Annotated in this window: 19 protein-coding genes and 1 pseudogene; 11 read left to right on the top strand and 9 right to left on the bottom strand. The window is 59.2% G+C overall.

Going from position 1 to position 21,428, the window contains the following annotated elements:
• Nucleotides 1-291: 291 nt before the first annotated feature.
• Nucleotides 292-468, bottom strand: a complete 177-nt coding sequence (locus RL_RS40300; RefSeq protein ID WP_165422450.1) for a hypothetical protein — start codon at nt 466-468, stop codon at nt 292-294.
• Nucleotides 469-1,294: 826 nt separating this feature from the next.
• Complete coding sequence (locus RL_RS29755; protein ID WP_011654491.1) at nt 1,295-2,965, bottom strand: IS66 family transposase; 1,671 nt, start codon at nt 2,963-2,965, stop codon at nt 1,295-1,297.
• 242 nt (nt 2,966-3,207) lie between these two features.
• Between RL_RS29755 and RL_RS29750 the strand changes: the two genes are divergently transcribed.
• Nucleotides 3,208-3,522, top strand: coding sequence for a hypothetical protein (locus tag RL_RS29750; protein ID WP_028744253.1), 315 nt, complete (start codon nt 3,208-3,210; stop codon nt 3,520-3,522).
• A gap of 150 nt (nt 3,523-3,672) precedes the next feature.
• Here RL_RS29750 and RL_RS29745 read toward each other — a convergent pair whose 3' ends face one another.
• The gene (locus RL_RS29745) at nt 3,673-4,758 is read right to left on the bottom strand and encodes an ROK family protein (RefSeq protein ID WP_011654489.1); all 1,086 of its coding nucleotides are present in this window, start codon (nt 4,756-4,758) and stop codon (nt 3,673-3,675) included.
• Nucleotides 4,759-4,882: 124 nt separating this feature from the next.
• On the opposite strand from RL_RS29745, the gene otsB reads away from it, so the two are divergent.
• The 7 genes from otsB (at nt 4,883) to RL_RS29710 (ending at nt 11,759) form a co-directional block, all read left to right on the top strand.
• Entirely contained in the window at nt 4,883-5,662 is a 780-nt protein-coding gene (gene otsB, locus RL_RS29740; protein ID WP_011654488.1) for a trehalose-phosphatase, read from the top strand.
• A gap of 199 nt (nt 5,663-5,861) precedes the next feature.
• Nucleotides 5,862-6,746, top strand: coding sequence for an AraC family transcriptional regulator (locus RL_RS29735; RefSeq protein ID WP_041936844.1), 885 nt, complete (start codon nt 5,862-5,864; stop codon nt 6,744-6,746).
• Between the two features lie 215 nt (nt 6,747-6,961).
• The gene (locus RL_RS29730; RefSeq protein WP_011654486.1) at nt 6,962-8,035 is read left to right on the top strand and encodes an ABC transporter substrate-binding protein; all 1,074 of its coding nucleotides are present in this window, start codon (nt 6,962-6,964) and stop codon (nt 8,033-8,035) included.
• A 72-nt stretch (nt 8,036-8,107) separates the two neighbouring features.
• Nucleotides 8,108-8,929 carry an ATP-binding cassette domain-containing protein gene (locus RL_RS29725; protein ID WP_011654485.1) on the top strand — a complete coding sequence of 274 codons (822 nt, stop codon included), beginning with the start codon at nt 8,108-8,110 and terminating at the stop codon, nt 8,927-8,929.
• Nucleotides 8,926-10,185, top strand: a complete 1,260-nt coding sequence (locus RL_RS29720) for a sugar ABC transporter permease (RefSeq protein WP_011654484.1) — start codon at nt 8,926-8,928, stop codon at nt 10,183-10,185. Before RL_RS29725 ends, RL_RS29720 begins: the two co-directional genes overlap by 4 nt.
• Nucleotides 10,186-10,211: 26 nt before the next feature.
• Nucleotides 10,212-10,940, top strand: a complete 729-nt coding sequence (locus tag RL_RS29715; RefSeq protein ID WP_011654483.1) for an SDR family oxidoreductase — start codon at nt 10,212-10,214, stop codon at nt 10,938-10,940.
• 54 nt (nt 10,941-10,994) lie between these two features.
• Nucleotides 10,995-11,759, top strand: a complete 765-nt coding sequence (locus RL_RS29710; protein WP_011654482.1) for an SDR family NAD(P)-dependent oxidoreductase — start codon at nt 10,995-10,997, stop codon at nt 11,757-11,759.
• Nucleotides 11,760-12,011: 252 nt separating this feature from the next.
• On the opposite strand, the gene RL_RS29705 is transcribed toward RL_RS29710, so the two are convergent.
• Both RL_RS29705 and RL_RS29700 read right to left on the bottom strand, forming a co-directional pair.
• A complete protein-coding gene (locus RL_RS29705; RefSeq protein ID WP_011654481.1) occupies nt 12,012-12,422 on the bottom strand; it encodes a VOC family protein in 411 nt (136 codons plus the stop codon).
• A 95-nt stretch (nt 12,423-12,517) separates the two neighbouring features.
• A complete protein-coding gene (locus RL_RS29700; protein WP_028744247.1) occupies nt 12,518-12,946 on the bottom strand; it encodes a hypothetical protein in 429 nt (142 codons plus the stop codon).
• A 120-nt stretch (nt 12,947-13,066) separates the two neighbouring features.
• Between RL_RS29700 and RL_RS29695 the strand changes: the two genes are divergently transcribed.
• A complete protein-coding gene (locus RL_RS29695) occupies nt 13,067-13,666 on the top strand; it encodes a TetR/AcrR family transcriptional regulator (protein ID WP_011654479.1) in 600 nt (199 codons plus the stop codon).
• Nucleotides 13,667-13,739: 73 nt separating this feature from the next.
• On the opposite strand, the pseudogene RL_RS38525 reads toward RL_RS29695, so the two are convergent.
• Nucleotides 13,740-14,421, bottom strand: a pseudogene (locus tag RL_RS38525) (sensor histidine kinase); the annotation flags it as partial.
• Between the two features lie 109 nt (nt 14,422-14,530).
• Between RL_RS38525 and RL_RS29685 the strand changes: the two are divergent.
• The gene (locus RL_RS29685) at nt 14,531-15,937 is read left to right on the top strand and encodes an ATP-binding protein (protein ID WP_011654478.1); all 1,407 of its coding nucleotides are present in this window, start codon (nt 14,531-14,533) and stop codon (nt 15,935-15,937) included.
• Nucleotides 15,938-16,573: 636 nt separating this feature from the next.
• On the opposite strand, the gene RL_RS29675 is transcribed toward RL_RS29685, so the two are convergent.
• On the bottom strand, nt 16,574-17,866 hold the full coding sequence (locus tag RL_RS29675; protein ID WP_011654477.1) for a helix-turn-helix transcriptional regulator: 1,293 nt from the start codon (nt 17,864-17,866) through the stop codon (nt 16,574-16,576).
• A gap of 280 nt (nt 17,867-18,146) precedes the next feature.
• Between RL_RS29675 and tkt the strand changes: the two genes are divergently transcribed.
• A complete protein-coding gene (gene tkt / locus RL_RS29670; protein ID WP_011654476.1) occupies nt 18,147-20,183 on the top strand; it encodes a transketolase in 2,037 nt (678 codons plus the stop codon).
• Between the two features lie 56 nt (nt 20,184-20,239).
• On the opposite strand, the gene RL_RS29665 is transcribed toward tkt, so the two are convergent.
• Both RL_RS29665 and rapA2 read right to left on the bottom strand, forming a co-directional pair.
• Nucleotides 20,240-20,428 carry a hypothetical protein gene (locus RL_RS29665; RefSeq protein WP_041936841.1) on the bottom strand — a complete coding sequence of 63 codons (189 nt, stop codon included), beginning with the start codon at nt 20,426-20,428 and terminating at the stop codon, nt 20,240-20,242.
• Nucleotides 20,429-20,620: 192 nt separating this feature from the next.
• Nucleotides 20,621-21,331 carry a calcium-binding lectin RapA2 gene (gene rapA2 / locus RL_RS29660; protein WP_011654474.1) on the bottom strand — a complete coding sequence of 237 codons (711 nt, stop codon included), beginning with the start codon at nt 21,329-21,331 and terminating at the stop codon, nt 20,621-20,623.
• Nucleotides 21,332-21,428: the final 97 nt, after the last annotated feature.

Genomic DNA, 21,428 nt, shown 5'->3' with positions numbered 1-21,428 from the left:
TCACGCAAATCCTGATAAATCGGGTCATTTTGCGCAAATGATCGTGAGTCTGCCGATTCCGTCAAGCGATTTCTTGGTTAGCAAATGGATAACAAACTGGATTCGACGAAAAAATCATGTGGAATTCCGGAATCTTAGCTCAATTGTCAGCTGACAATGGCGGCCGTGTCCGCATCCATCACAGCCAGTCCTAAGGTATCGCAGCACACTTCCGATGCGACTCAGCGTCGTTGCCGGTTCATCGAAGAGCGGCTTCCCGCTGTTCGCTCCAACCGAAGGTAATCCCGTTTCTCATTTGTAGGCGGAGGAACGATAAAGGTTTTCGGTTTCCAGCCCACGGACGGGTTCATTGCCGGAAGGCTTGTCATTTGCGTCCTGGGTTTCAGGATCGCGTCGTGACGGAGCAAGGCCGAGCATCTGTTCGAGACGACCAGCGTTGAGCGGAGCGCTTATTCCCTTGAAGTTCATGATCCATCTTTCGTCTGCGCATGGCTTGCGTGAGGCCGTAGAGATAAGCGCAATTTGAAGCCGCAGAGAACGGCCCGGCAGCGTTATCACCATCTTTTCCAACGCGAGGCAGGATAGGGGAGGGGAGGGCCTCCGTCTTCCAAGCGCTGCCCCGAAATGCGGCGGCGACGCTAGACATCCCGGTCCGCTTCTGCGCGCAGAGACCGAGGAGGGCCTCGCAGGCAAGGGCCCGACACTCGGAAGGCTGCGTCTCTGCCGACAGCGGCGAACCGGCGCTGTCTCGCATTAAGCTGGATCGCCAGAATTCCGAAATGCCGGCTGCGGGTCTTACGATAGGAAAGCGTCGCTGCTGCGCACTATCGGGGGAGGGGACGTCTAACCTTTGCCCGGGGATCCGGTTAATGGCCAGGCAATGACACCAGTCCATCACATGCCGGCAGTTGAGAGCGAGCAGGGTTGTTGACATCCTCGGGGCGTCATAACCGATTGATGGCAAAGTTCACAACAACGCATGCTAGGCGAATCAGGTCTCGGCGGCTATCCTCAACAGCGCTGGTAGGATTGTGCGTTGGTGTCGCAGACGTTTGCCGTTAGCCCAATTCGGCCATATCGCACATCATGTTCCGCAAAGCGGCGAACCCTCCTAGCGGAACTTATTGGCGAGTTCGCTTCCGTCTACGGAATTCGTTCTTGTTTACCCGCGATTTACCATAATGCTCCACGGCGCTCGCCGAGGTAACCGGGGGTAAGTGGGGCAGATTCGATGGCGCTGCCGGTTTGGCAGGCAGAAGCGTCGAGCGCTGATGACCGTTGGTGGCTCCAGCGTTTAAGCCCGGGCAAGGATGGTGGCCGGGAGAGACGGGATGGGGTGATCTTCACTGCCGATCCCAAGCCGGTCACCGAGATAATGGTAGAAGGAAAGGCCGAGCTTTTGGCAGGTCTTCATCAGGCCGAGCATGACATCGCGCGCAACACGGCCATCCTGGCTCATTGTGCCACCGGAGATCTTCCGCTTCGTGACAAACGTCCGTAAGGCATTTTCGGAGGCATTGGTGTGGAGCGGGATGCCGGGATACTCGAGCACCTTTAGCAGCTCGTTCTTCCTGCGATGCAGTCGCTCGAGAAGCGTGTCGAGTGCTTCATAACCCGTACGTAGTGTGAAGATCCTATCGAACCGTCGTCGGAATGCGGGAGCGGACTGGGGGGAAGGGCACTGCTGGTAGGCTTTCAGCGCTTTATAGAAACGCCAGACGAGATCTCGGACCATCGTGACCAGCCGCTCCTCCTTTGCAGTGGTCGGCATCAGCTTTTGCAGAAGGCGCTCAGTATGGACCCAACACAGTGCATGATTGCCGACACGGAACTGTCCGGCATCGTCGGACACGATCACCGTATTTGCCATCAGGCCGTGATGGCGGATGGAGCCCCAAAGCCCTGCTTCGGCAAGGGTGGCGATCTCCTGGCGGTTGAGAATATCGACACCTTTGTCAGCCAGATGCGCCATGAACGGTACCTGGTTGCAGAAGTGTTGCGGCTCAAACGTCCGAAGCCCATGGACTACGGGCGGATTGCCGCGACGTTCTTTCAGATAATCGAATGCGGCGTCACCCAGCACATAATCCTGATAGCCGCCGCGCAGCAGGGACAGAAAGTTCAGGCGTGACTTCGATTTCGTGGTGCGAAAGACGGTAAAATCCGCACCGCCGATCTGTGTGGTGTAATAGTTATTATGGGAATGCCGCGCGCCGGTGTCGTCAACCGTCACATAAGGCGACGCCACGAGACCGGCATGCAGCAGTGCGGCATCCTCGGCGACGAAGCCCTCCAGCTGCCTGGTGAGAAGCCGCACTATCTGACGCTTGGAGATGGCGATCCCGACATCGTTCAGCAATGTCGTCAACCGCTGCGTCGTCACCTGTCCTTGTGCGTGCAGCATCAGGCAAAGCCGCCGGAGGTTGGCGCCATAGCCACCTATGATCCCGGCCGGCAAGGGAGCGAGAACCGTCTTTCCATCCGGTGTCACCCAGCATTCACGGCGGTAGTGCACGAGTTCCGCCTTGAGCACCAGGTCTCGGACGTAGACGCTTCTATATCCCTTGAAGCGCGAGCCGGACGGAGCATCGATGCGCAGGATCTCCTGCCGGCTGACCCGATCCACATCCAGCTTCGGACCCCGCGGCTTTTTCCTGCCGGCCACATGGTTTGCTGGAGAGGCCTCCGTTGCCCTCTCCATGCCGGAGGCGCGAAACGGCGGGCGCGGCGGCAGATTTTTCAGCCGGGCGATCTCGTCGCGCAACAGCTGGTTCTCGAGTTTCAGGCGGGTATTCTCCAGCCGAAGGGCGGCGTTTTCCTCCCGCAGCTGGATGTTGTCGGCCTCAAGCTTCGCAAGCCGGGCTTCTGCCTGCTGCGACCGTTCCAGAAGACCCGTCACCAATCCGCGCAACGCATTCAGTGAAAGCGTGTCGGCATGCTCGGGGGAGGGGAGCCGTTTCTTCATGGCAGAATCGAATCATGATTTGCCCCGGCTTGAGAATCCCCAGACTAGCAATCACTTCTCAAAGCGCGCGGTTATGCACACTTCTATGACCGCTCACCAAAACGCCGCCATGGATTTTGCCCCACGTACTAACCGGGGCAGATTGGCGGGCAGCGACAATTCCTGGTGATATTGACGGGACCATCTTGAGGGTGGGTGGGGTATGTCGGTACGTTTGCTGGGCCGCCGAGCGTGAGGGCACCATGACAATCGACATCGACAAGCTGAGCGAAGCAGAATTGATCGATCTCAACAATCGGATCGTCGAGCGACTGCGATTTCTTCACCAGATGCGCGCGCACAAGACCATGCTCAATTTCTCGATCGGTGACCGTGTGGCGTTTGAGGACCAGCAAGGTCAGACAATCGAGGGGACACTCACCCGTTACAACAAGAGATCTGTGACGGTGATCGCTCACGACGGGCGTCATTGGAATGTATCGCCAGGCTTCCTACGCAAGGCGGATGCGCCAGCCGCCTCGAAGTCGCCCAAGGTCATTGCCATTGCCAAACGATGATCGGGCAGCTTGCCGCCTAATCCGGCTTGCGACCAGTTGGGCGAGCGGCGGAATGCGAGATCCTCGTGGAAAACCTGCCCGGATATTTGCCCCGGTTACCTGACCGAGCCCGCAGTGCGGTTAGCGGGCGCCGCGCGAGGCACGATTCCACTATCGCACCTTCGTTCCCTCGCGATTGGTAAAGTGCGCATTGCCCAACCCCGTGCCTATGGTCAGCACGGCCCATCTCGACACGTCGTTCATAAAGGGGATCTGCGACAACCCCTGCACGACTGCATCGTTGTGCATCATCGCGAATGTGCTGTCGTCGCCGATCTCAGGAATGGCCTTCATCAGTGCGGCGGGAAGGTTGAAACTGTCGCTCTCCCAGTTTCCGCCCGGCAGGTTCTGTCCGCCGCGTTCGATGGAACCATCGGCTTTGATGATGCCGGGGCATGCGATCCCGATGATCGGCGCTGGCTTGAGATTGGCCTTCTCGGCCTTGCCGATCAGATCCCGCAACATCGCCGCCAACCGATCGATGGTGGCAGTGCGGCTTGGCTCATCGTCTGCATGACGCCAGATGGCGGATTCCCAGACGCTTGCATCCGCGAAATTCGGCACGTCGTCCTTTCCGAATTTAACGACGCCGGCGCGAACGTTCGTGCCGCCGATATCAACGGCGAGGATCGCCTCGTGGCCCTTGAACATCCAGCGCGGCATCAGGTGGATCGCACCGATCAGTCCGGCCTCATCGGGGTGATGTACGATCGGCACGACTTCGACGTCGACGCCGGCCGCTTTAAGAATGACCATGGTCCTGGCGATTGTCAGTTCGCCAAAGTGGCTCCGACGAAAGCCGCCGCCAACGACGATGCGTTCTGTCTTTCCCCAGCCTTTGTCTTTCAGAAACTTTCCTATCACATCGGCAAAGTCTTGCGCAAAATCCTCCACTGCCCCCATGACCAACGCCGCCGCCGCCAAATCATCGCCCTTCAAAATAGCGTCGATTTTTTTCTTGGAGAGTTTCTCCGTCGCGGTCTTGCCGATCGGGTCGTCTCCAACCTTGCGGATGCGTTTTCTCCAATCGTCGAGCTTTTGTTGGAACGTCTTTTTGTTGGCGTTGTCGCCAACGAAGCCATCCTTGTCACGCAGTTCATTGTTGTAATCGTCGATCGTCACCAATGGCAGGTTTAAAGCGCCATGTGCCAACGGGGCATTGATCTCATCACGGGGATCGGAACTGCTTTTGGCCATCAATGTACCTTCTACGGCGCGAGTGCTCGAACGGGCGGCGAGATACAACGCGAACTATCCTCTGGATGTTCCGGACTCTGAAAAATCACCTTGCCCTTGCCGGTTGGCGACCTAGCTTCCATGATTGCAGAGTTTGGAGAATGCCGTGCAGGACGACGACGCTACACAGGAAATGCTTTCACTGGTCTTGGAAGAGCCCGATCACTGGGCGATGTTTCTCGATATCGACGGGACGCTGCTCAATCTTGCGCCCACGCCGGATGCGATCGAGGTCCCAGAGGCGCTTCCCGGACAACTTCATCGCCTGTCGAACAAGCTCGGCGGTGCCCTGGCGCTGGTCACCGGACGATCGCTTGCCTATGCAGACGAGCTGTTCAAGCCCTTTGCATTTCCGACAGCAGGCCTGCACGGCGCGGAAATCAGGAACGCCGCTGGAATGCAGACGATCGAGGCGACACCTGAATTTCAGGCGCTGAAGCATGCGCTGACCGCAGAAGCCGAGCACTACCCTGGCGTCTTAATCGAGGACAAGGGCGCGGCCGTTGCCGCCCATTACCGGCTCGCACCCGAATATGAAAAGGTACTCGAAGAGCGCATGCACCACTATGCGGAGGTCGCCGGGTCGAACTGGGCATTGCAGCTTGGCAAGATGGTGTTCGAGCTGCGTCCGGCACGATCGAGCAAGGGCGATGCGCTGGAGCGGTTTTTCCAGTCCGACCCGTTCAAGAACCGCTCCCCGATTACCATCGGCGATGATCTGACCGACGAGTCGATGTTTGCAATCGCCAATGCCCGCGGCGGCCTTTCCGTGCGTGTCGGCGCGATCGGCGCCCCGAGCTGCGCCACGAGCCGGCTGTCTTCTTCTGCGCTGGTCAGAAACGTCATTGCAGCCTTGGCCGCCTGAGGCCGGCCCTTGGACGATGTGCAAAGTGGATTACTGCCGTCTTTACACCGGTTCCGCAGCGCCGATTGTCAAAAAAGTATCGGTTTTAGCCGGGAATCGTGGTGGCGGGCGTGACACGAGCCCACTACACTCCCCTTAACAATAAAGCCAAAAAGGGAATTTGGCGGGCGGCCTGGAACCGTCCTCGGAGGAGGAAACAATGGAACCTGACTTGGAAGTCGTTCAGATCAGGCCGGGCGAATCTTTCGCAACGAAGGCGCATGGCTATCCCTACCATACGGTTCGTTGGCATTTTCATCCGGAATACGAACTTCATCTCGTCGTGGCGACAACAGGACGGTATTTCGTCGGCGACTTCATCGGCGAGTTCGAGCCTGGTAATCTTGTGCTTGCCGGGCCTAATCTTCCCCATAATTGGATCAGCGATGTCCCGAAAGGATCGAGCATTCCGCTTCGATGCCAGCTCATCCAGTTCAGCGAGAATTTCATCACGGACACGATGAAGGTGCTGGCCGAACTCGGCCCCTTCGATCCGGTTCTCGAAGCCTCCCGACGCGGCGTGCTCTTCGGCGCCGATACCAGCCGGCAGGTAGCTCCCTTGATGAACGAGGTGCAGCAGGCACACGGTGTGCGCCGTATCGAGCTCTTCATGATGATCGTCGGCCTGCTCAGCCGGGCGCAGGATGCCCGGCTTCTCGCCAGCCAGAGCTATGTGCCCGATCCATCTGGCTACATGTCGGCCGGCATCAACAAGGCGCTCGCCTATATCAGAGAGAACCTGACGAAATCCTTCGAGGAAGCTGATCTGGCTGCGATCGCCGAACAATCGACCGGCGCCTTTTCGCGCGCATTCCGCCGCCATACCGGCATGTCGCTGGTACAGTATGTGAAACGCCTGCGCATCAATCTCGCCTGCCAGATCCTGATGAGCGATGACCACGCATCGATCACCGATATCTGCTTCGAGGTCGGCTTCAACAATCTGTCTAACTTCAACCGGCAGTTTCTCGCGGAAAAAGGCATGACGCCTTCCCGTTTCCGACGGTTGTTGGGTGACAATATCAACGTGGCAAAGGCGGCCTAGAGGAGCCGAACGAGCACGTCCAAGGGACGAGGGAGGACGAGGAGGAGGAACGAAAACTGACACTGACTTGAACGCGGGCACGCGGTGAGCGGCTCGTGATCGGAGATGCTTGTCCTCAAAAACGTCAAACCGCCGGGACAGGCGCGACCGTTCCTTCAGCCGAACGGCCACAGCAGAACAGTGCGATCACTACACAATTTTTCAAATGGGAGGAGATGGAAATGATGAAATTCTCAACACAGGCGGCAGGCGCTGCGGTATTTGTCCTGTCCTTGCTGGGCGGCACTTCCGCCTTTGCGCAAACGGCCGTCTCGGATGCGACAGTGGCATTCCTCATGCCCGACCAGGGCTCGACCCGCTACGAGGAGCACGACCACCCGGGCTTTGTCGCGGAAATGAAGAAGCTTTGCGCGTCGTGCAAGGTTCTCTATCAGAACGCCGATGCCGATATCGCAAAACAGCAGCAACAGTTCAATTCGGCGATCACGCAAGGCGCCAAGGTCATCGTGCTGGACCCGGTGGATTCGGCCGCCGCCGCCTCTCTCGTCCAGCTCGCACAGAGCCAGGGCGTCAAGGTCATTGCCTATGACCGTCCGATCCCGAAGGGGAAGGCCGATTTCTACGTCTCCTTCGACAACAAGGCGATCGGCAAGGCGATTGCGGAATCGCTCGTCCAGCATCTGAAGGCGCAGAAGGTGCCGACCGATGGCGGCGGCATTCTGCAGATCAACGGTTCACCGACCGATGCGGCTGCCGGGCTGATCAAGGACGGCATTCACGAGGGCCTGGCGAGCGGCGAATACAAGACGCTTGCCGAATTCGACACGCCGAATTGGCAGCCCGCGAACGCCCAGCAATGGGCGGGCGGCCAGATCACCCGCTTCGGCAAACAGATCGTCGGCGTGGTCGCTGCCAATGACGGCACCGGCGGCGGCGCCATTGCAGCCTTCAAGGCGGCGGGTGTCGATCCGGTGCCGCCGGTAACCGGCAATGATGCGACGATCGCCGCGTTACAGCTGATTATATCAGGGGATCAGTACAATACGATCTCCAAGCCGAGCGAAATCGTCGCCGCTGCCGCTGCCAACGTCGCAGTCAAGCTCCTGGCCGGAGAAACGATCAAGGCCGAAATGACGCTCTACGACACGCCCGCACAGCTCTTCGTACCGGCTGTCGTTACCGCCGAAAACCTCAAGGCCGAGATCATCGACAAGAAGATCAACACCGCCGAGGAACTGTGCACCGGCCGCTATGCCGACGGCTGCAAGAAACTCGGCATCACCAAGTAATCGAGCCAAGGGAAAGCGCGGCTGGGCCACCGGTCGCGCTTCCGATTTTCGCTTTTTTGGAAAGGCCAGGCAATGTCTGAAACCTCTCATATTCCTGACCCTTCCCGTCAGCCTGTGCTCAGTCTGCGGGGAATATCGAAGAATTTCGGGGCGGTGTCGGCGCTCACCGATATCGAACTCGACGTGCATGCCGGCGAGGTCGTGGCGCTGGTAGGCGATAACGGCGCTGGCAAATCGACGCTGGTCAAGATCCTGGCCGGCGTGCACCAGCCAAGCTCGGGCACGATCCTGTTTGAGGGCAAGCCGGTGAACCTGCCGAGCCCAAGTGCTGCTCTCGGGCTCGGCATTGCAACGGTGTTCCAGGATTTGGCACTTTGCGAAAATCTCGATGTCGTCGCCAACATCTTTCTCGGCAAGGAACTCAGCCCCTATCAGCTCGATGAGGTCGCCATGGAGATCCGCGCCTGGCAGCTCCTGAACGAGCTTTCGGCCCGCATTCCAAGTGTGCGCGAACCCGTCGCCTCACTTTCCGGAGGACAGCGCCAGACAGTGGCGATCGCTCGATCGCTGCTGCTCGAGCCAAAACTGATCATGCTCGACGAACCCACGGCCGCACTCGGCGTTGCCCAGACCGCGGAGGTGCTTGACCTCATCGAGCGCGTGCGGGAGCGCGGCCTCGCCGTCATCATGATCAGCCACAATATGGAGGATGTTCGCGCCGTCGCCGATCGTATTGTCGTCCTTCGGCTCGGCCGCAACAACGGCACCATGCTGCCCGACGCGTCCAACGAGCAGCTCGTCAGCGCCATCACCGGTGCATCCAACAACTCCGTCTCCCGCCGCGCGTCGCGCCGCCAGGCGCAGAGCCAGCAGAACGAGGAGGGCAGGCCATGATGAAGACCATCGAGAATGATCCGGCGGCACCGGCCCTGCTCGACCGGCGTGATGAGAGAGTGCGCCATGACGACAGTTTCGGCGGCTCGATCCAGGCCTTTTGGGATCGCATCCGCTCCGGCGATCTCGGTTCACTGCCGGTCATTGTCGGCCTGGCGATCATCTGGACGGTGTTCCAGGCGCTCAATCCGGTGTTTCTCTCCAGCAGCAACCTCGTCAACATGCTGTTCGATTGCTCGACAGTCGGCGTCATCTCGCTGGGCATCGTCTGCATCCTGATGGTGGGTGAGATCGACCTTTCCGTCGGCTCGGTCAGCGGCTTTGCCTCGGCACTGGTCGGCGTCTTCTGGGTCAACCAGGGCTGGCCAGTGGTCCTGGCAGTCCTCGCCGCGATGATTGTCGGCGCCCTGATCGGCTCGCTCTACGCGTTTGTCTTCAACCGCTTCGGCATGCCGAGTTTCGTGTCCACCCTGTCCGGGCTGCTCGCGGTTCTCGGCCTGCAGCTCTATATCCTTGGAGCAACCGGTTCGATCAATCTTCCCTATGGTTCCTGGCTGGTGAGTTTCGGCCAGATCATGGTCATGCCGGACCCGGTCGCCTATCTGCTGGTGGCGCTAGCCGGCATTGCCTTCTTCTTCGCCAGCTACCGCACGTCGGCGCGCCGGCGGGCGGCCGGCCTGTCGGCGAAATCGGCCCGCGGGCTGCTTCTACGCGCCGTCATCATCACACTCGCCCTTGAAGCTGTCGCTTTCTATCTCAACCAGTCACGCGGCATTCCGTGGATGTTCGGCGTTTTCGTCGGGCTCACCGCCGCCATGAATTATGCGCTGACGCGCACCAAATGGGGACGCTCCATGCATGCCGTCGGCGGCAACAGGGAAGCAGCGCGCCGCTCCGGCATCAACGTCTCGCGCATCTACACGAGCGCCTTCGTGATGTGCGCTCTGCTTGCTGCCACCGGCGGCGTTCTCTCCGCCGCACGGCTGGCGACGGCAAGTCAGCAGGCCGGCACCGGCGACGTCAATCTCAACGCCATCGCCGCGGCGGTCATCGGCGGCACGAGCCTGTTCGGCGGGCGGGGCAGTGCCTATTCAGCCCTTCTCGGCATCATCGTCATTCAGTCCATTGCCAGTGGGTTGACGCTTCTCGATCTGTCATCGTCGCTTCGATACATGATCACCGGCGCCGTCCTTGCCGTCGCCGTCATCGTCGACTCGCTGGCACGCCGATCGCGAATTTCGCACGGCCGGGCTTAGAGCAACCAGGAAAACAGAGGAAGAAAATGGGACAGGATCTGTCTGGAAAAGTCGCGGCCGTCACCGGAGCGGCGTCGGGTATCGGCCTTGAATGCGCCAAGACCATGCTTGCCGCGGGCGCCCGGGTCGTGCTGGTCGACCGAAATGAAGACGCCTTGAAGGAAATCTGCTCGAAACTCGACGCCAACGCCATGCCCTTGGTCATCGATCTCACGGATCCGAAAAGCGTCGAACGGATGATGCCTGAAATTCTGGAGAAAGCCGGCCAGCTGGACATCTTCCACGCCAATGCCGGCTCCTATATCGGCGGCGAGGTGCTGGGCGGCGACCCGGATGCCTGGGACCGGATGCTCAACCTGAACATCAACGCCGCCTTCCGTTCGGTGCATGCCGTTCTGCCGCATATGGTCGAGCGCAAGACCGGGGATATCATCCTGACAAGTTCCGTTGCCGGCATGATCCCGGTCGTCTGGGAACCGATCTACACGGCCTCGAAACATGCCGTCCAGGCATTCGTCCATACGCTGAGGCGGCAGGTGGCCAAGCATGGCTTGCGCGTCGGCGCCGTCGCTCCAGGCCCCGTCGTCACCGCGCTCATCAGCGATTGGCCGCAGGAGAAGCTGGACGAGGCGCTCGCAGCAGGCGCCCTGATGGAGGCGAACGAAGTGGCCGAAGCCGTGCTCTTCATGCTGACGCGGCCACGCAACATCACCATCCGCGATCTCGTCATCCTGCCGCAGAGCGCCGACATCTGACGAAAGTGCATCCGCCTTCAACACTCGCGAAACCCCACTCAAGAGGAAACGGCCATGATCTTCGACAGATTTCGCCTCAACGGACAGGTGGCACTGGTGACCGGCGGCACGCGCGGCATCGGGCTTGCCATTGCCGAGGCGCTCGGCGAGGCGGGCGCCAAAGTGATCATCACGGGCCGAACCCGCAATGCAGCGGCGGAAGACCGGCTCTCCAGGGCCGGCGTCGATTGCGATTTCGTTGCCGCCGACCTGATGAAGGAAAGTGCCGCCGACGAACTCGTCACCGAGACCCTCTCACGGGCGGGACGGCTCGACATCCTCGTCAACAATGCCGGCATCGCCATTCATGGCGACAGCGGCGAATTCTCCGATGCCATCTGGCGCGAGATCATGACCGTCAATGTCGACACCGTCTTCCGCGCCTGCCGCGCCGCACTCGCACCGATGCGGCGCCAGGGCGGCGGCGCCATCCTCAATATCGGCTCGATATCGGGCATCGTGTCCAACATTCCCCAAAACCAGGTCGCTTATAATACTTCGAAAGCGGCGGTCCACATGATGACGAAGAGCCTCGCCAGCGAGGTTGCCGCTGAAAACATACGCGTCAACGCCATCGCCCCCGGCTATATCGAGACCGATCTGTCGCGCGGCGGCATCGACAATCCCGACTGGTTCCCGACCTGGCGCAGCATGACCCCGATGGGACGCGTCGGGCAGCCAGAAGAGGTGGCGAGTGCCGCATTGTTCCTCTGTTCGGCAGCGGCAAGTTATGTCACCGGCGAAGTGCTGGTTATCGACGGCGGTTATACGACGCGCTGAAACGCGAAGACGGGATTGGGGGAGGGTGGCTCGCAGCCGCTTGGTTGGGGGCGAGTTTCCCCTCTGCTCGCGATGTTCTGAATGATTGCGACCAGGCGCCGACTTTCGCACGTATCGGTGCGATTATCGTCTCGCACTTGTGTGTAGACAGCACATGGTCACGCTGGAACAGGATGATTTTAGGCCGGGTCGGCGTAAATCTGAATCCTGTTCTAAATTAAAGAGTTAGAGCATGATGGCGCCCGAAAACCGCTACTTTTCGGCATCATGCTCTAGGCAATCGAGCATCCACTGGACGCCAAAGCGATCCGTGAGCTTGCCATAATAGCTTCCCCATGGCTGGACGGCGAGTGGAGTCGTGATCTTGCCGCCCTCGGCCAGCTGTGCGAAGAGGCTGGCGGTACTGTCGCGGTCGTCCGCAATCAGCATGTGGGCGGAGCCTCGCATCGGCTCGGCATCGTGATTGTCCGAAGCGAAGAAAAGAATACCAGGTCCTTCGAAACAAGCGTGCATCACCTTGCCCCGCATGGCGTCGGTGGCAACGGGCATCCCGTCTGCGCCGTGGCGCTTCAATTGCGTGATCTGGCCAAGCCCGCATTCGGTGTAGAAAGCAAGCGCCTCTTCGCAACCGGTGGAAAAGAACAGATAGTTGGCAAGCTGCATGGCTTGGCTCCGTCAAGTCGCCGGACCGTGACGTCTTGGTGTCGCCGGCCCGGGGTTGCATCAAGTCTGAGATTTCCGAGCGTGCGCCGCGATCGTTACGAGGCGACAACCGCACCCCGGATGGCGCCGACGAGATCGGCATTGTTATAGCTGCGGCCGGCGATACCCCAGGCCCCTTCAGGCGCGTAGACGATGTTCGACCATATATGTTCGCGCTTGAGCCGGCCTTCGGCGGCTTGTTCGACGACATCGGCTGCTTTTTCGAAGAAGGACTGTTTTGCTTCAGCGCTCACCAGCGCCATCTCGGGCAGCTTGAGCTCGACGAAGGCTGCAGCGATCGGCTCTCCCGCAGCAAGCACATGCTCCCGCGGCAGCACGTTGATCGTACCAATAATATTGGCTGTCATGAAGTCATTGCCAGTCAAGCCGGCGGCATCGAGCACTGCCTCCGTCAATCCGGCAAAGGCTTGGGCCTGAGCCCGCTGCGAAAGCAGGCCTTCAGGCACGGTGAGTGTGATAGGCATCGTATATCTCCCTGTTTGAACCGTGACCGCTTCTGATATATACCGATCACTCTTTATGCATACACATCGATCACTCTCTTAGCAAGACATAAAGAGCGATCGCTCTTATAAGGGACATACATGCGATACAGTGCCGAACATAAGGAGGAGACCCGAACGCGCGTCCTTGCCGCGGCTGGACGGGTTTTCAGACAGGAAGGCTATGGCGGCGCAGGCATCGATGCCTTGACCAAGGCGGCAGGCGTGACCAACGGTGCCTTCTACGGACATTTCAAGTCCAAGGGCGAAGCCTTTCGCACCGCCGTGCTGGCAGGCCTCGAAGAGCTGCGGCAAGGAATTGCGGCGCTAAAGGCCAGTCAACCGAAAGACTGGCTGACGACATTCGTCGGCTACTATCTCGGCTATAAAAGAACCTGCGATCTGGGCGAGAGCTGCGCTCTGCCGAGCCTTTCCCCCGACGTGATGCGCGCAGACGATGAAACACGAAGCGCCTATACGGCAGAACTCAAACGTCTCATCGAGGAAGTTGCGGTCGGCTTGCCGGAGGGTGAGATATCGGGTCAATCCGAAAGGCGCCGGGAAGACCAGGCGATCTTGCTGCTCGCCATGCTCAGTGGCGGTGTGACCCTCGCCCGCGCTGCGTCCGACCCGGCGCTGTCAAAACGCATTGCAGATGTCATCGCGCAGGCTGCACTGACGGCGATAGAGCCTGGAAACTGATCCACTCGCTTGAAGACATTGCCTTGCTCAGGGGATCGTCTTTCGGCGCAGTGCTCCATCAGTCTCTGGAACGTCAGCTCGGTCCCGGGATGGTGATTTCGAACTCGGCACCGGCGCCGGTCGTCGGCAGCAGGCGGATCGTACCGCCATGGGAGCTCAGCATGGCGCGGACGGATACCGAGGCCCATGCCGGTACCGCCCTGCTCGCGGCGGGTTGAGAAGAACGGCTGAAAGATGCGTTGGCGATTTGCCTCGGAAATACCGGTGCCGTCGTCACGGACGAGAATGACGGCTGTTCGGGCGTCGGCCGATACTCTGAGTTCCAACAGCGTGGCGCAGTGCTGAAGGGCGTTTTCGGCAAGATTGGCAAAGGCGATACCGGCGGCCTCGGGAGGAAGAGCAATCGATATGTCCGTATCCCCTCGGCTGGAAATATTGAGGGCGGGAAATCTTTCGCGCAGCGAGTATATGGTGTCTGCGACGCTGCTGCTGCCCTCGGCCACCGACGATTCCGCTTGTGCAAGGTCCCTCAGCCGCTGCAGCAATGCATCGAGCCGGACGACGTCTGCGACGATGTTGTCGAGAAAGTGCAAACGCTCAGCCTTCGTCATCGGCCTTTCCACGTCATCGTCGCGTAAAAGCTCTGCGGCTCCCCGGATGGCCGTGAGCGGCGATTTCAGCTCGTGGGAGACATGGGCGGCAAAGGAACTGATATATTCGGTGCGATCGACCAGTTTTCCGGCGAGATCGAGGAAGCGTCAAAATGCTACCTAGTCGCGCCTATATATCGAGGATTACACTATTTACGATTACTATAATTTCAATTACTATAAAATAAATTATGTTAATTGAAGGGCGCTTCATATGAAGTTTCTAGGCAGGGGTCGTGAGCTGGCGCGGTTCAAAGAGGAGCTGGATGCCGCGCGTCCATCACTTGTCATTCTCTACGGTCGGCGGCGTGTCGGCAAATCCAGGTTTCTTCGCGAATTGGGCAAAAGCCGAAAGGAGATTTACTTCCAGGCCACACGCGTCTCCTCTCTTTTGAACCTCGAGCAGTTCAAGATCGAAGTCGCAAACATTTTAGGTGCACTGCCAGTGCTTGAATCGTTGCCGAGTTGGGAAGGTGTCTTCTACTACATTGCCGAGCACACGCGGAACAATCCGGGCCTGCTGATCACCATCGACGAGTTTCCATATCTGCTTGACGGCGACCCGGCGCTGCCTTCGATCCTGCAGAAATTCTGGGATTCTGGCGCACCTGCGGATGGCGGTCTGAAGCTCATTCTCTGCGGGTCATCCATATCCCAGATGCAGGATCTGTTAGCGGAAAGGAATCCACTGTACGGACGACAGACACTGTCCTTGGATATGAAACAGCTCCCCCTCACGGATGTGGCGCGCTTTTTCCCGAAATACGACGCCGAAGCGATCATCAGCACTTACGCCATATTCGGGGGAATACCGCATTATCTTCAACTCTTTAACCCGGACGTTCCGTTGAAGGACAACGTGGTCAGGTTGCTGCTGACCGAGACTGGAACTCTTGTCGACGAGCCGAACACGCTTCTCCAGACTGAACTTCACGAGCCTGGCTTCTACTCCAGCGTCCTCGCGGCGATCGCCGACGGTTGCAACACGACATCGGAGATCGCGAGCCGACTGGGCGTGAAGGTAGAGAAAATTACATCGTACGCCGCGAAGCTGGTGGCGCTCCACCTGATATCGAATACGAAGTCGTTGGATGTGGATGAGAAGGTGAGAAATCGTAGGTTTCGGCTCGACGACAGCCTGATCTCATTCTGGCATCGGTTTGTACGGCCCAGCCTGACCGCGATCAGCGGTGGCTTTGGGGAGGAGGTATACAGACAGGTGGTGGCGCCGGGCTTCTCGGAATACATGGGTATTGCCTTCGAAGCTATCGCGCTCGAGTACGCCAGGATCCATATCCAGGAAAAACTCGGCCTTCCTGCAAAGGAACTGGGCCAGATATGGGGACATTCGGACTTCGATATCGATGTTGCGGGAAGACTCCTGAATGGCGAATATTTCTACGGCGACTGCAAATGGACAAACGCCGATATAGACATGGGGCATCTAAGACAGCTACGTGAAAGATCCGAGAGAACGAGATACGGCAGAGGAACGGCCGGAAAGCATTTCTTACTCTTCAGCAAGGCTGGATTTTCGACCGACCTAATCGTTTTTGCAAAAGATGAAACACGGCGGGTTCACCTACTGACGCCTAACGATCTCGTTAGACCTAACCAGTAAGCCTGCCTGTTGGGGTTGGCGATGCCTACGGTAGGCCGACGTATCGGACACCCCCAATTTCCCAAAGACGCTGCATTCTCAAACATTGATACGGGATACGAACGGGGTTCTTCGACGTTGCGGTGGTAGACCTCCGAAGTCTGGTGGCAGTTGCTACCCAATCGCGGATATTTCCCGACATCCTCGGCAAGCCGCATGGGAATGACGAGCGCGAAACGGGAAAACGCCAAAGGCAGGCCGGTGAGGCTGCGAGGCATGAGCTTGCCGCTGACGAGAGCCACCGACATCAGGGCTGTGAGGCAAAGGGCAAAGCCCATTGCTGACGGTGTTTCGAGGAGAGGCGCCGAAGCCAGGAGCGACAAGCCCAGGGAGGAGAGCCGCCTTCGAAGGCGACAACTCCTTCGTGGCCGGCAGCTTACCGAGACCTCCTCGGAAGGAGCCCTCTGCGGCCGGCACGTCTCTGTCAGCCACCATCCGGTGATGCGGGGCGGGATGTCGTTCTTGCTCATGGCATAGGGATGCCCGACCGGATTGCAGATTTTGTGCAGGGAGTGAGGAGCACTTCAGGAAAATTGCCCGGCTGCGGGATCATCGAGAAATTCGACAGATCATAAGAGTGCGAAGATAGCCTGTAGTTTACTGGGCTCGCGGCGAGCTTCTCCCGTGCGAGTCTGTCGGCGTCGGCGCTCTTTTTTCGGCAATCGGGATCGAGGCAATCAGCCTGGCGAGCGCTGCCTGAGATCGCACGCCGGCCTTGCCGAAGCATCGGCCGGCATGTGTCTTCACCGTGTTGGAGGAAATCCCGAGAGCGAGGGCAATCTCAGGCAGGTTCATTCCGCTGCCGATCAGTGCGGCGACCCGGGTTTCGGCGTCGGTCAGGCCGAAGATGTGTTGCAGTTGTTGTGCTTGCCGCCGCGTCTTTGCTTCCGGATCGACGATATCAATGAGGACGCGTGCTCCGCTGTCGGTCGCATCCCACGTGGAAATCGCCGTGGGCGCGAGCGGCGTGATCATCATCAGATAGGGTGGCAAGCCCGATGGCCGGGAGATCGCCAATGCGCCTTCGAAAGGCGTGTCTTCGCCATGGGCTATCAGCAAAGCCTGGCGGATGGCGTTTGCCAGGCGCGTCGCCGTTTCGGAAATATGGGCGGCAAGCGCGGGTCTCTCCGACCGGCTGAGGAAAATGCCGTCGGCCTGCCTGAGCAGCGTCTCGGCTGCCGCATTCAGGAGGAGGACTGCGCCTCGCCCGTCGATCAGCACGGCCGCGTCGGGTATCGCATCAATCAATCGTTGCGGCAGCTCGGGCGCACGATTGATCTTGTTAATCTGAAAGGAAAGGTCGATGGCGCGTGCCATATGCGGGCTCAGCAGCTTCAGGCGTGCCGCCGCCTCGGCGGCGTGCTCGTCCTGTTGACGAGACAGAAACAGCGCCACTCCGCCGATACCTCCGCGCTCGTGCAGGCTGGCATGCGGCAGGAACAGTTGATTGAAGATGTTCTGCGGCTCGCAGATATCGGCATAAAATGCGGAATGCCGCACGGCCTCCGCATCGATCAGGCTGTTGCCGATCGCAATCTCGCCCGGTCTTACCTTCTCGAATGCACGGGCATAGGGGTTGCCCGTGTAATGCTGAAGATAGAGCGTGTTCAAGTCTTCACGCATGCGACCGGGGATCAGAAAGCTGCCGCGGCCACCCGGCGCCTGATAGACAATATTTCCGGCGACGGCGCCGACATAGTCGACGATCGAGCACAGGGTGTCCGGCCATTGCTCGGAATGGACTGCGGCCTGATAGACAGCATCAATGATGTCGACATGATCCATATCAGCGCCTCTCGTTTTCACGACGATGGTTTCGCCAAATGCGGAGAATGCTTTATTTCGATCACTGCATAAATGTCTAAGGGGAGGCGAGGCAGCGAGCGTCACCCGATCAGGTGACGTCGTGTGCGCGCTCCGCCCTGCACTGTAAGGGTTTTTTCACCCAGACGCACTCCCTTGGCAGAACATGATGGCGGTAGCGCCGCGCGATCATGTCCCGGAAAGCGGTCTTTCCTGGCGCGGGTGCTATCCACAACTGGAAACTCCGCACTAAGTTAATTGGACCCGTCAAATTCGCCGTGGCGAGCACTCACGATCATGGTGAACGAGATAGCGAGGCAGACGGTCTCTGCCTTCATAATTCAGGTACTCCAAGGAGTTTCTCCCAATGCCGGACACCTCACAAGCTCCGAAGACATTCCCAGCTCCCAAGGATCAGCGCCTCCGGGATCTCGCCGACTGCATCCGTTTCCTCTCCATGGATGCGGTTCAACAGGCAAAGAGCGGTCATCCCGGCATGCCGATGGGCATGGCCGACATCGCGGCGGTGCTTTTCTCCGAGTTTCTGAAGTTCGATGCCGCCGATCCCTATTGGTTCGATCGCGACCGCTTCGTCATTTCCAACGGTCACGGCTCAATGTTGCTCTATAGCCTGCTCTATCTGACGGGCTACAAGGACATGACCATCGAAGAGATCAAACGCTTCCGCCAGATCGACAGCCGCACGGCGGGTCACCCCGAATATCGCCACGCCACCGGCATCGAAACGACCACCGGTCCGCTGGGGCAGGGGATTGCAAATTCTGTCGGTCTCGCACTCGGCGAGCGGATCATGAATGCCTCGTTCGGCGACAATCTGGTCAATCACCACACCTATGTCTTCCTGGGTGACGGCTGCCTGATGGAAGGCATCAGCCACGAGGCGATATCGCTTGCCGGACATCTGAAGCTCGGCAAGCTCATCGCCTTCTGGGACGACAACTCGATCTCGATCGACGGTGCGACCAGCCTTGCTGAATCCGATGACCATCCGGCGCGTTTCCGCGCGGCGAACTGGCACGTCCAGCAAATCGACGGTCACGATACCGATGCGATCCGCGCCGCAATCATCGAAGCGCAGAAGGTGACGGATCGGCCGTCGATGATTGCCTGCAAAACCATCATCGGCTTCGGTTTCCCGACCAGGGCGGGAACGCAGAAGGCCCATAGCGACGCGCCTGGTGAAGACGAGATCGCCGGCGCCCGCAAGATCCTCGGTTGGGCATCGCCTCCCTTCGAAATACCGGAAGCGCTTCTCAATGACTGGCGAAAGATCGGCGCGAAAGGCGGGCCGGCGCGGATGGCCTGGGCGGTCCGTGTCCAGACTGCTTCGCCGGACAAGCGAGACGATTTTGAGCGGCGCATGAACGGAGAACTGCCGTCCGGTTGGCGCGCTGCCATCGCTGCGGCAAAGCAGGAACTTTCAGGTTCCGAAAAGGATCTCGCCACCCGTCAGGCGAGCGGCATCGTGCTCAACCATCTCTTCGATGCGATCCCCGAGCTTCTTGGCGGCTCGGCGGATCTGACGCCTTCAAACAACACCAAGGCCAAGAACCAGGTCGAGATCAAGCCCGGGGAATATGGCGGATCCTATCTCCACTATGGTGTCCGCGAGCACGGCATGGCGGCGGCGATGAACGGTTTGGCGCTGCATGGGGGGCTTATTCCCTATGGCGGCACGTTCCTGACATTTTCCGACTATTGCCGCCCGGCGATCCGGCTCGCGGCGATAATGGAGGTGCGTTCGATCTTCGTGATGACACATGACTCGATCGGATTGGGCGAGGACGGGCCGACACATCAGCCGATCGAACATCTGAGCGCATTGCGCGCCATTCCCCGGCTCGCTGTCTATCGCCCGGGCGATCCGATCGAAACGGCCGAGTGCTGGGAGGCGATCATGGATGCGCCGCGGCAGGCAGCACTGATTGCTCTGTCCCGCCAGCCAATGCCGCTTTTACGCCGCGGCCCGTCCGACGAGAACCGCTCGGCAAGGGGAGCCTACGTTCTCCAGGAAGCTGAAGGCGGCGAGCGGCAACTGACGATCCTTGCCTCCGGCTCGGAACTGAATCTGGCGGTCGAAGCCCGCTCGGTGCTGCAGGACGAGGGTATTCGCACGGCCGTTGTTTCGATGCCGTGCAGGCTGCTGTTCGAGAAGCAGGATGCCGCCTACAAGAAGTCGGTGCTGGGCGGCAGCCGAGCCAGGGTCGCCGTCGAAGCAGCCGTGCGGGATTCCTGGGACCGCTATCTCGGCTTGGACGGCGTATTCGTCGGCATGCATGAATTCGGAGCATCCGGCAAAATCGATGACGTTTACACGAAGTTCGATATCACCACAGACGCAGTGATACGTGCCGGACGTGAGGTGGCAGGAAAGCAGGCCTAGCGTCGCGAGTCGGAGCCCATAGGCGGTCCCCAAGCAGGCGACCAGGTCGAGCGCGCCTATCTAAATCTTGGCGCGCGCTTGGCATTGTGGATCAGCTCGGAGGCAGTCGCGAACGGCCCGAAAAGTTTGAGCAGCAGCGCTTGTTCCTCGGTATCTATGCGGTGACGCGCGCAGAACTCGGTCACGGACCAGACTTTCGTCAGATCGTCTGTTTCGACTTGCCTGGGTTCGATATATTCGGTCACGGCGTGTCCTCCGAACATCAAGACTACGCCACGCCGGCATTTATAAGAACTAGCTAAAAAGAATTATGCCGCTTTGCAGATCATCGGAATATGATTGGCTCCCCCCGGCGGACTTGCGTCAATCAAGCGGGATACGAAGACGCCCGCCGATTGCGCGGCGGGCGTCGTGTCTCACTGATCTATGACTGCTGATCAAACGAGAGCGTCGGTGCCTGTGATGTTGAGCGTCAGAACGCCAGCATCGGTGTGGCCTTCGCCGTCGGAGATCTTGTAGTACTGGACGGTTTCCGTGACGGTCTGGCCAGCAGCCAGGTCATCCGTCAGTTCATAGGTGAATTCGCCATTCGGCTTGACGTGGAAGACGCCATAGTCGCCGACGATGTCGGTAACAGCGTCGGGGCCGCTCTTGGCGCTGACATTCGTGCCGTCGAACTGGCGAAGGAAGAGGTGACCATTGTCGCCTGCAATGTCGTTGTCCAGAACGTTGCCGCCGATGGCGTCGCCTTCGTTGAAGCTATAGTGGTCGTCAACAGCGATCGGCTTGACCTGGGTTACGCCTTGGATGTTCAGGGTGAACAGGCCGACGTCGGTGTGACCGCTGCCGTCGGAGATCTTGTAGGAAACCTTCTCCTGGAACGATTCGCCGTTGGCGAAACCGATCTTGGCAGCGTCGCTCAGGACATAGGTGTAGCTGCCGTCCGGCTTGACGAAGAAGGTGCCGTAATCGCCCTGGATTTCAGTAACCTGGCTGTTGCCGCTCTTGGCGCCAACACTTGCGCCATCGAATGCGCGCAGGAACAGGTGGCCGTTGTCGGAAGAATCGTTGGAAAGCAGGTTTCCGGAAATAACATCAGTTTCTTGAAATGTTGCACTATCATCAGTTGCATGTATCGGCGAAGCCATTGCACTCTCCTCAAATTGTTTATTAGCGGGTCAATTTCGACCTCAGCGAGCGGCTCCTTTAACAACCTATTAATACTACAAGTCAATGGCCTATTTA

This window comes from Rhizobium johnstonii 3841, assembly GCF_000009265.1.
GTDB lineage: Bacteria > Pseudomonadota > Alphaproteobacteria > Rhizobiales > Rhizobiaceae > Rhizobium > Rhizobium acaciae.
The sequence above is the reverse complement of the archived record's forward strand: the minus strand, read 5'-3'. Positions and strand labels throughout refer to the sequence as shown.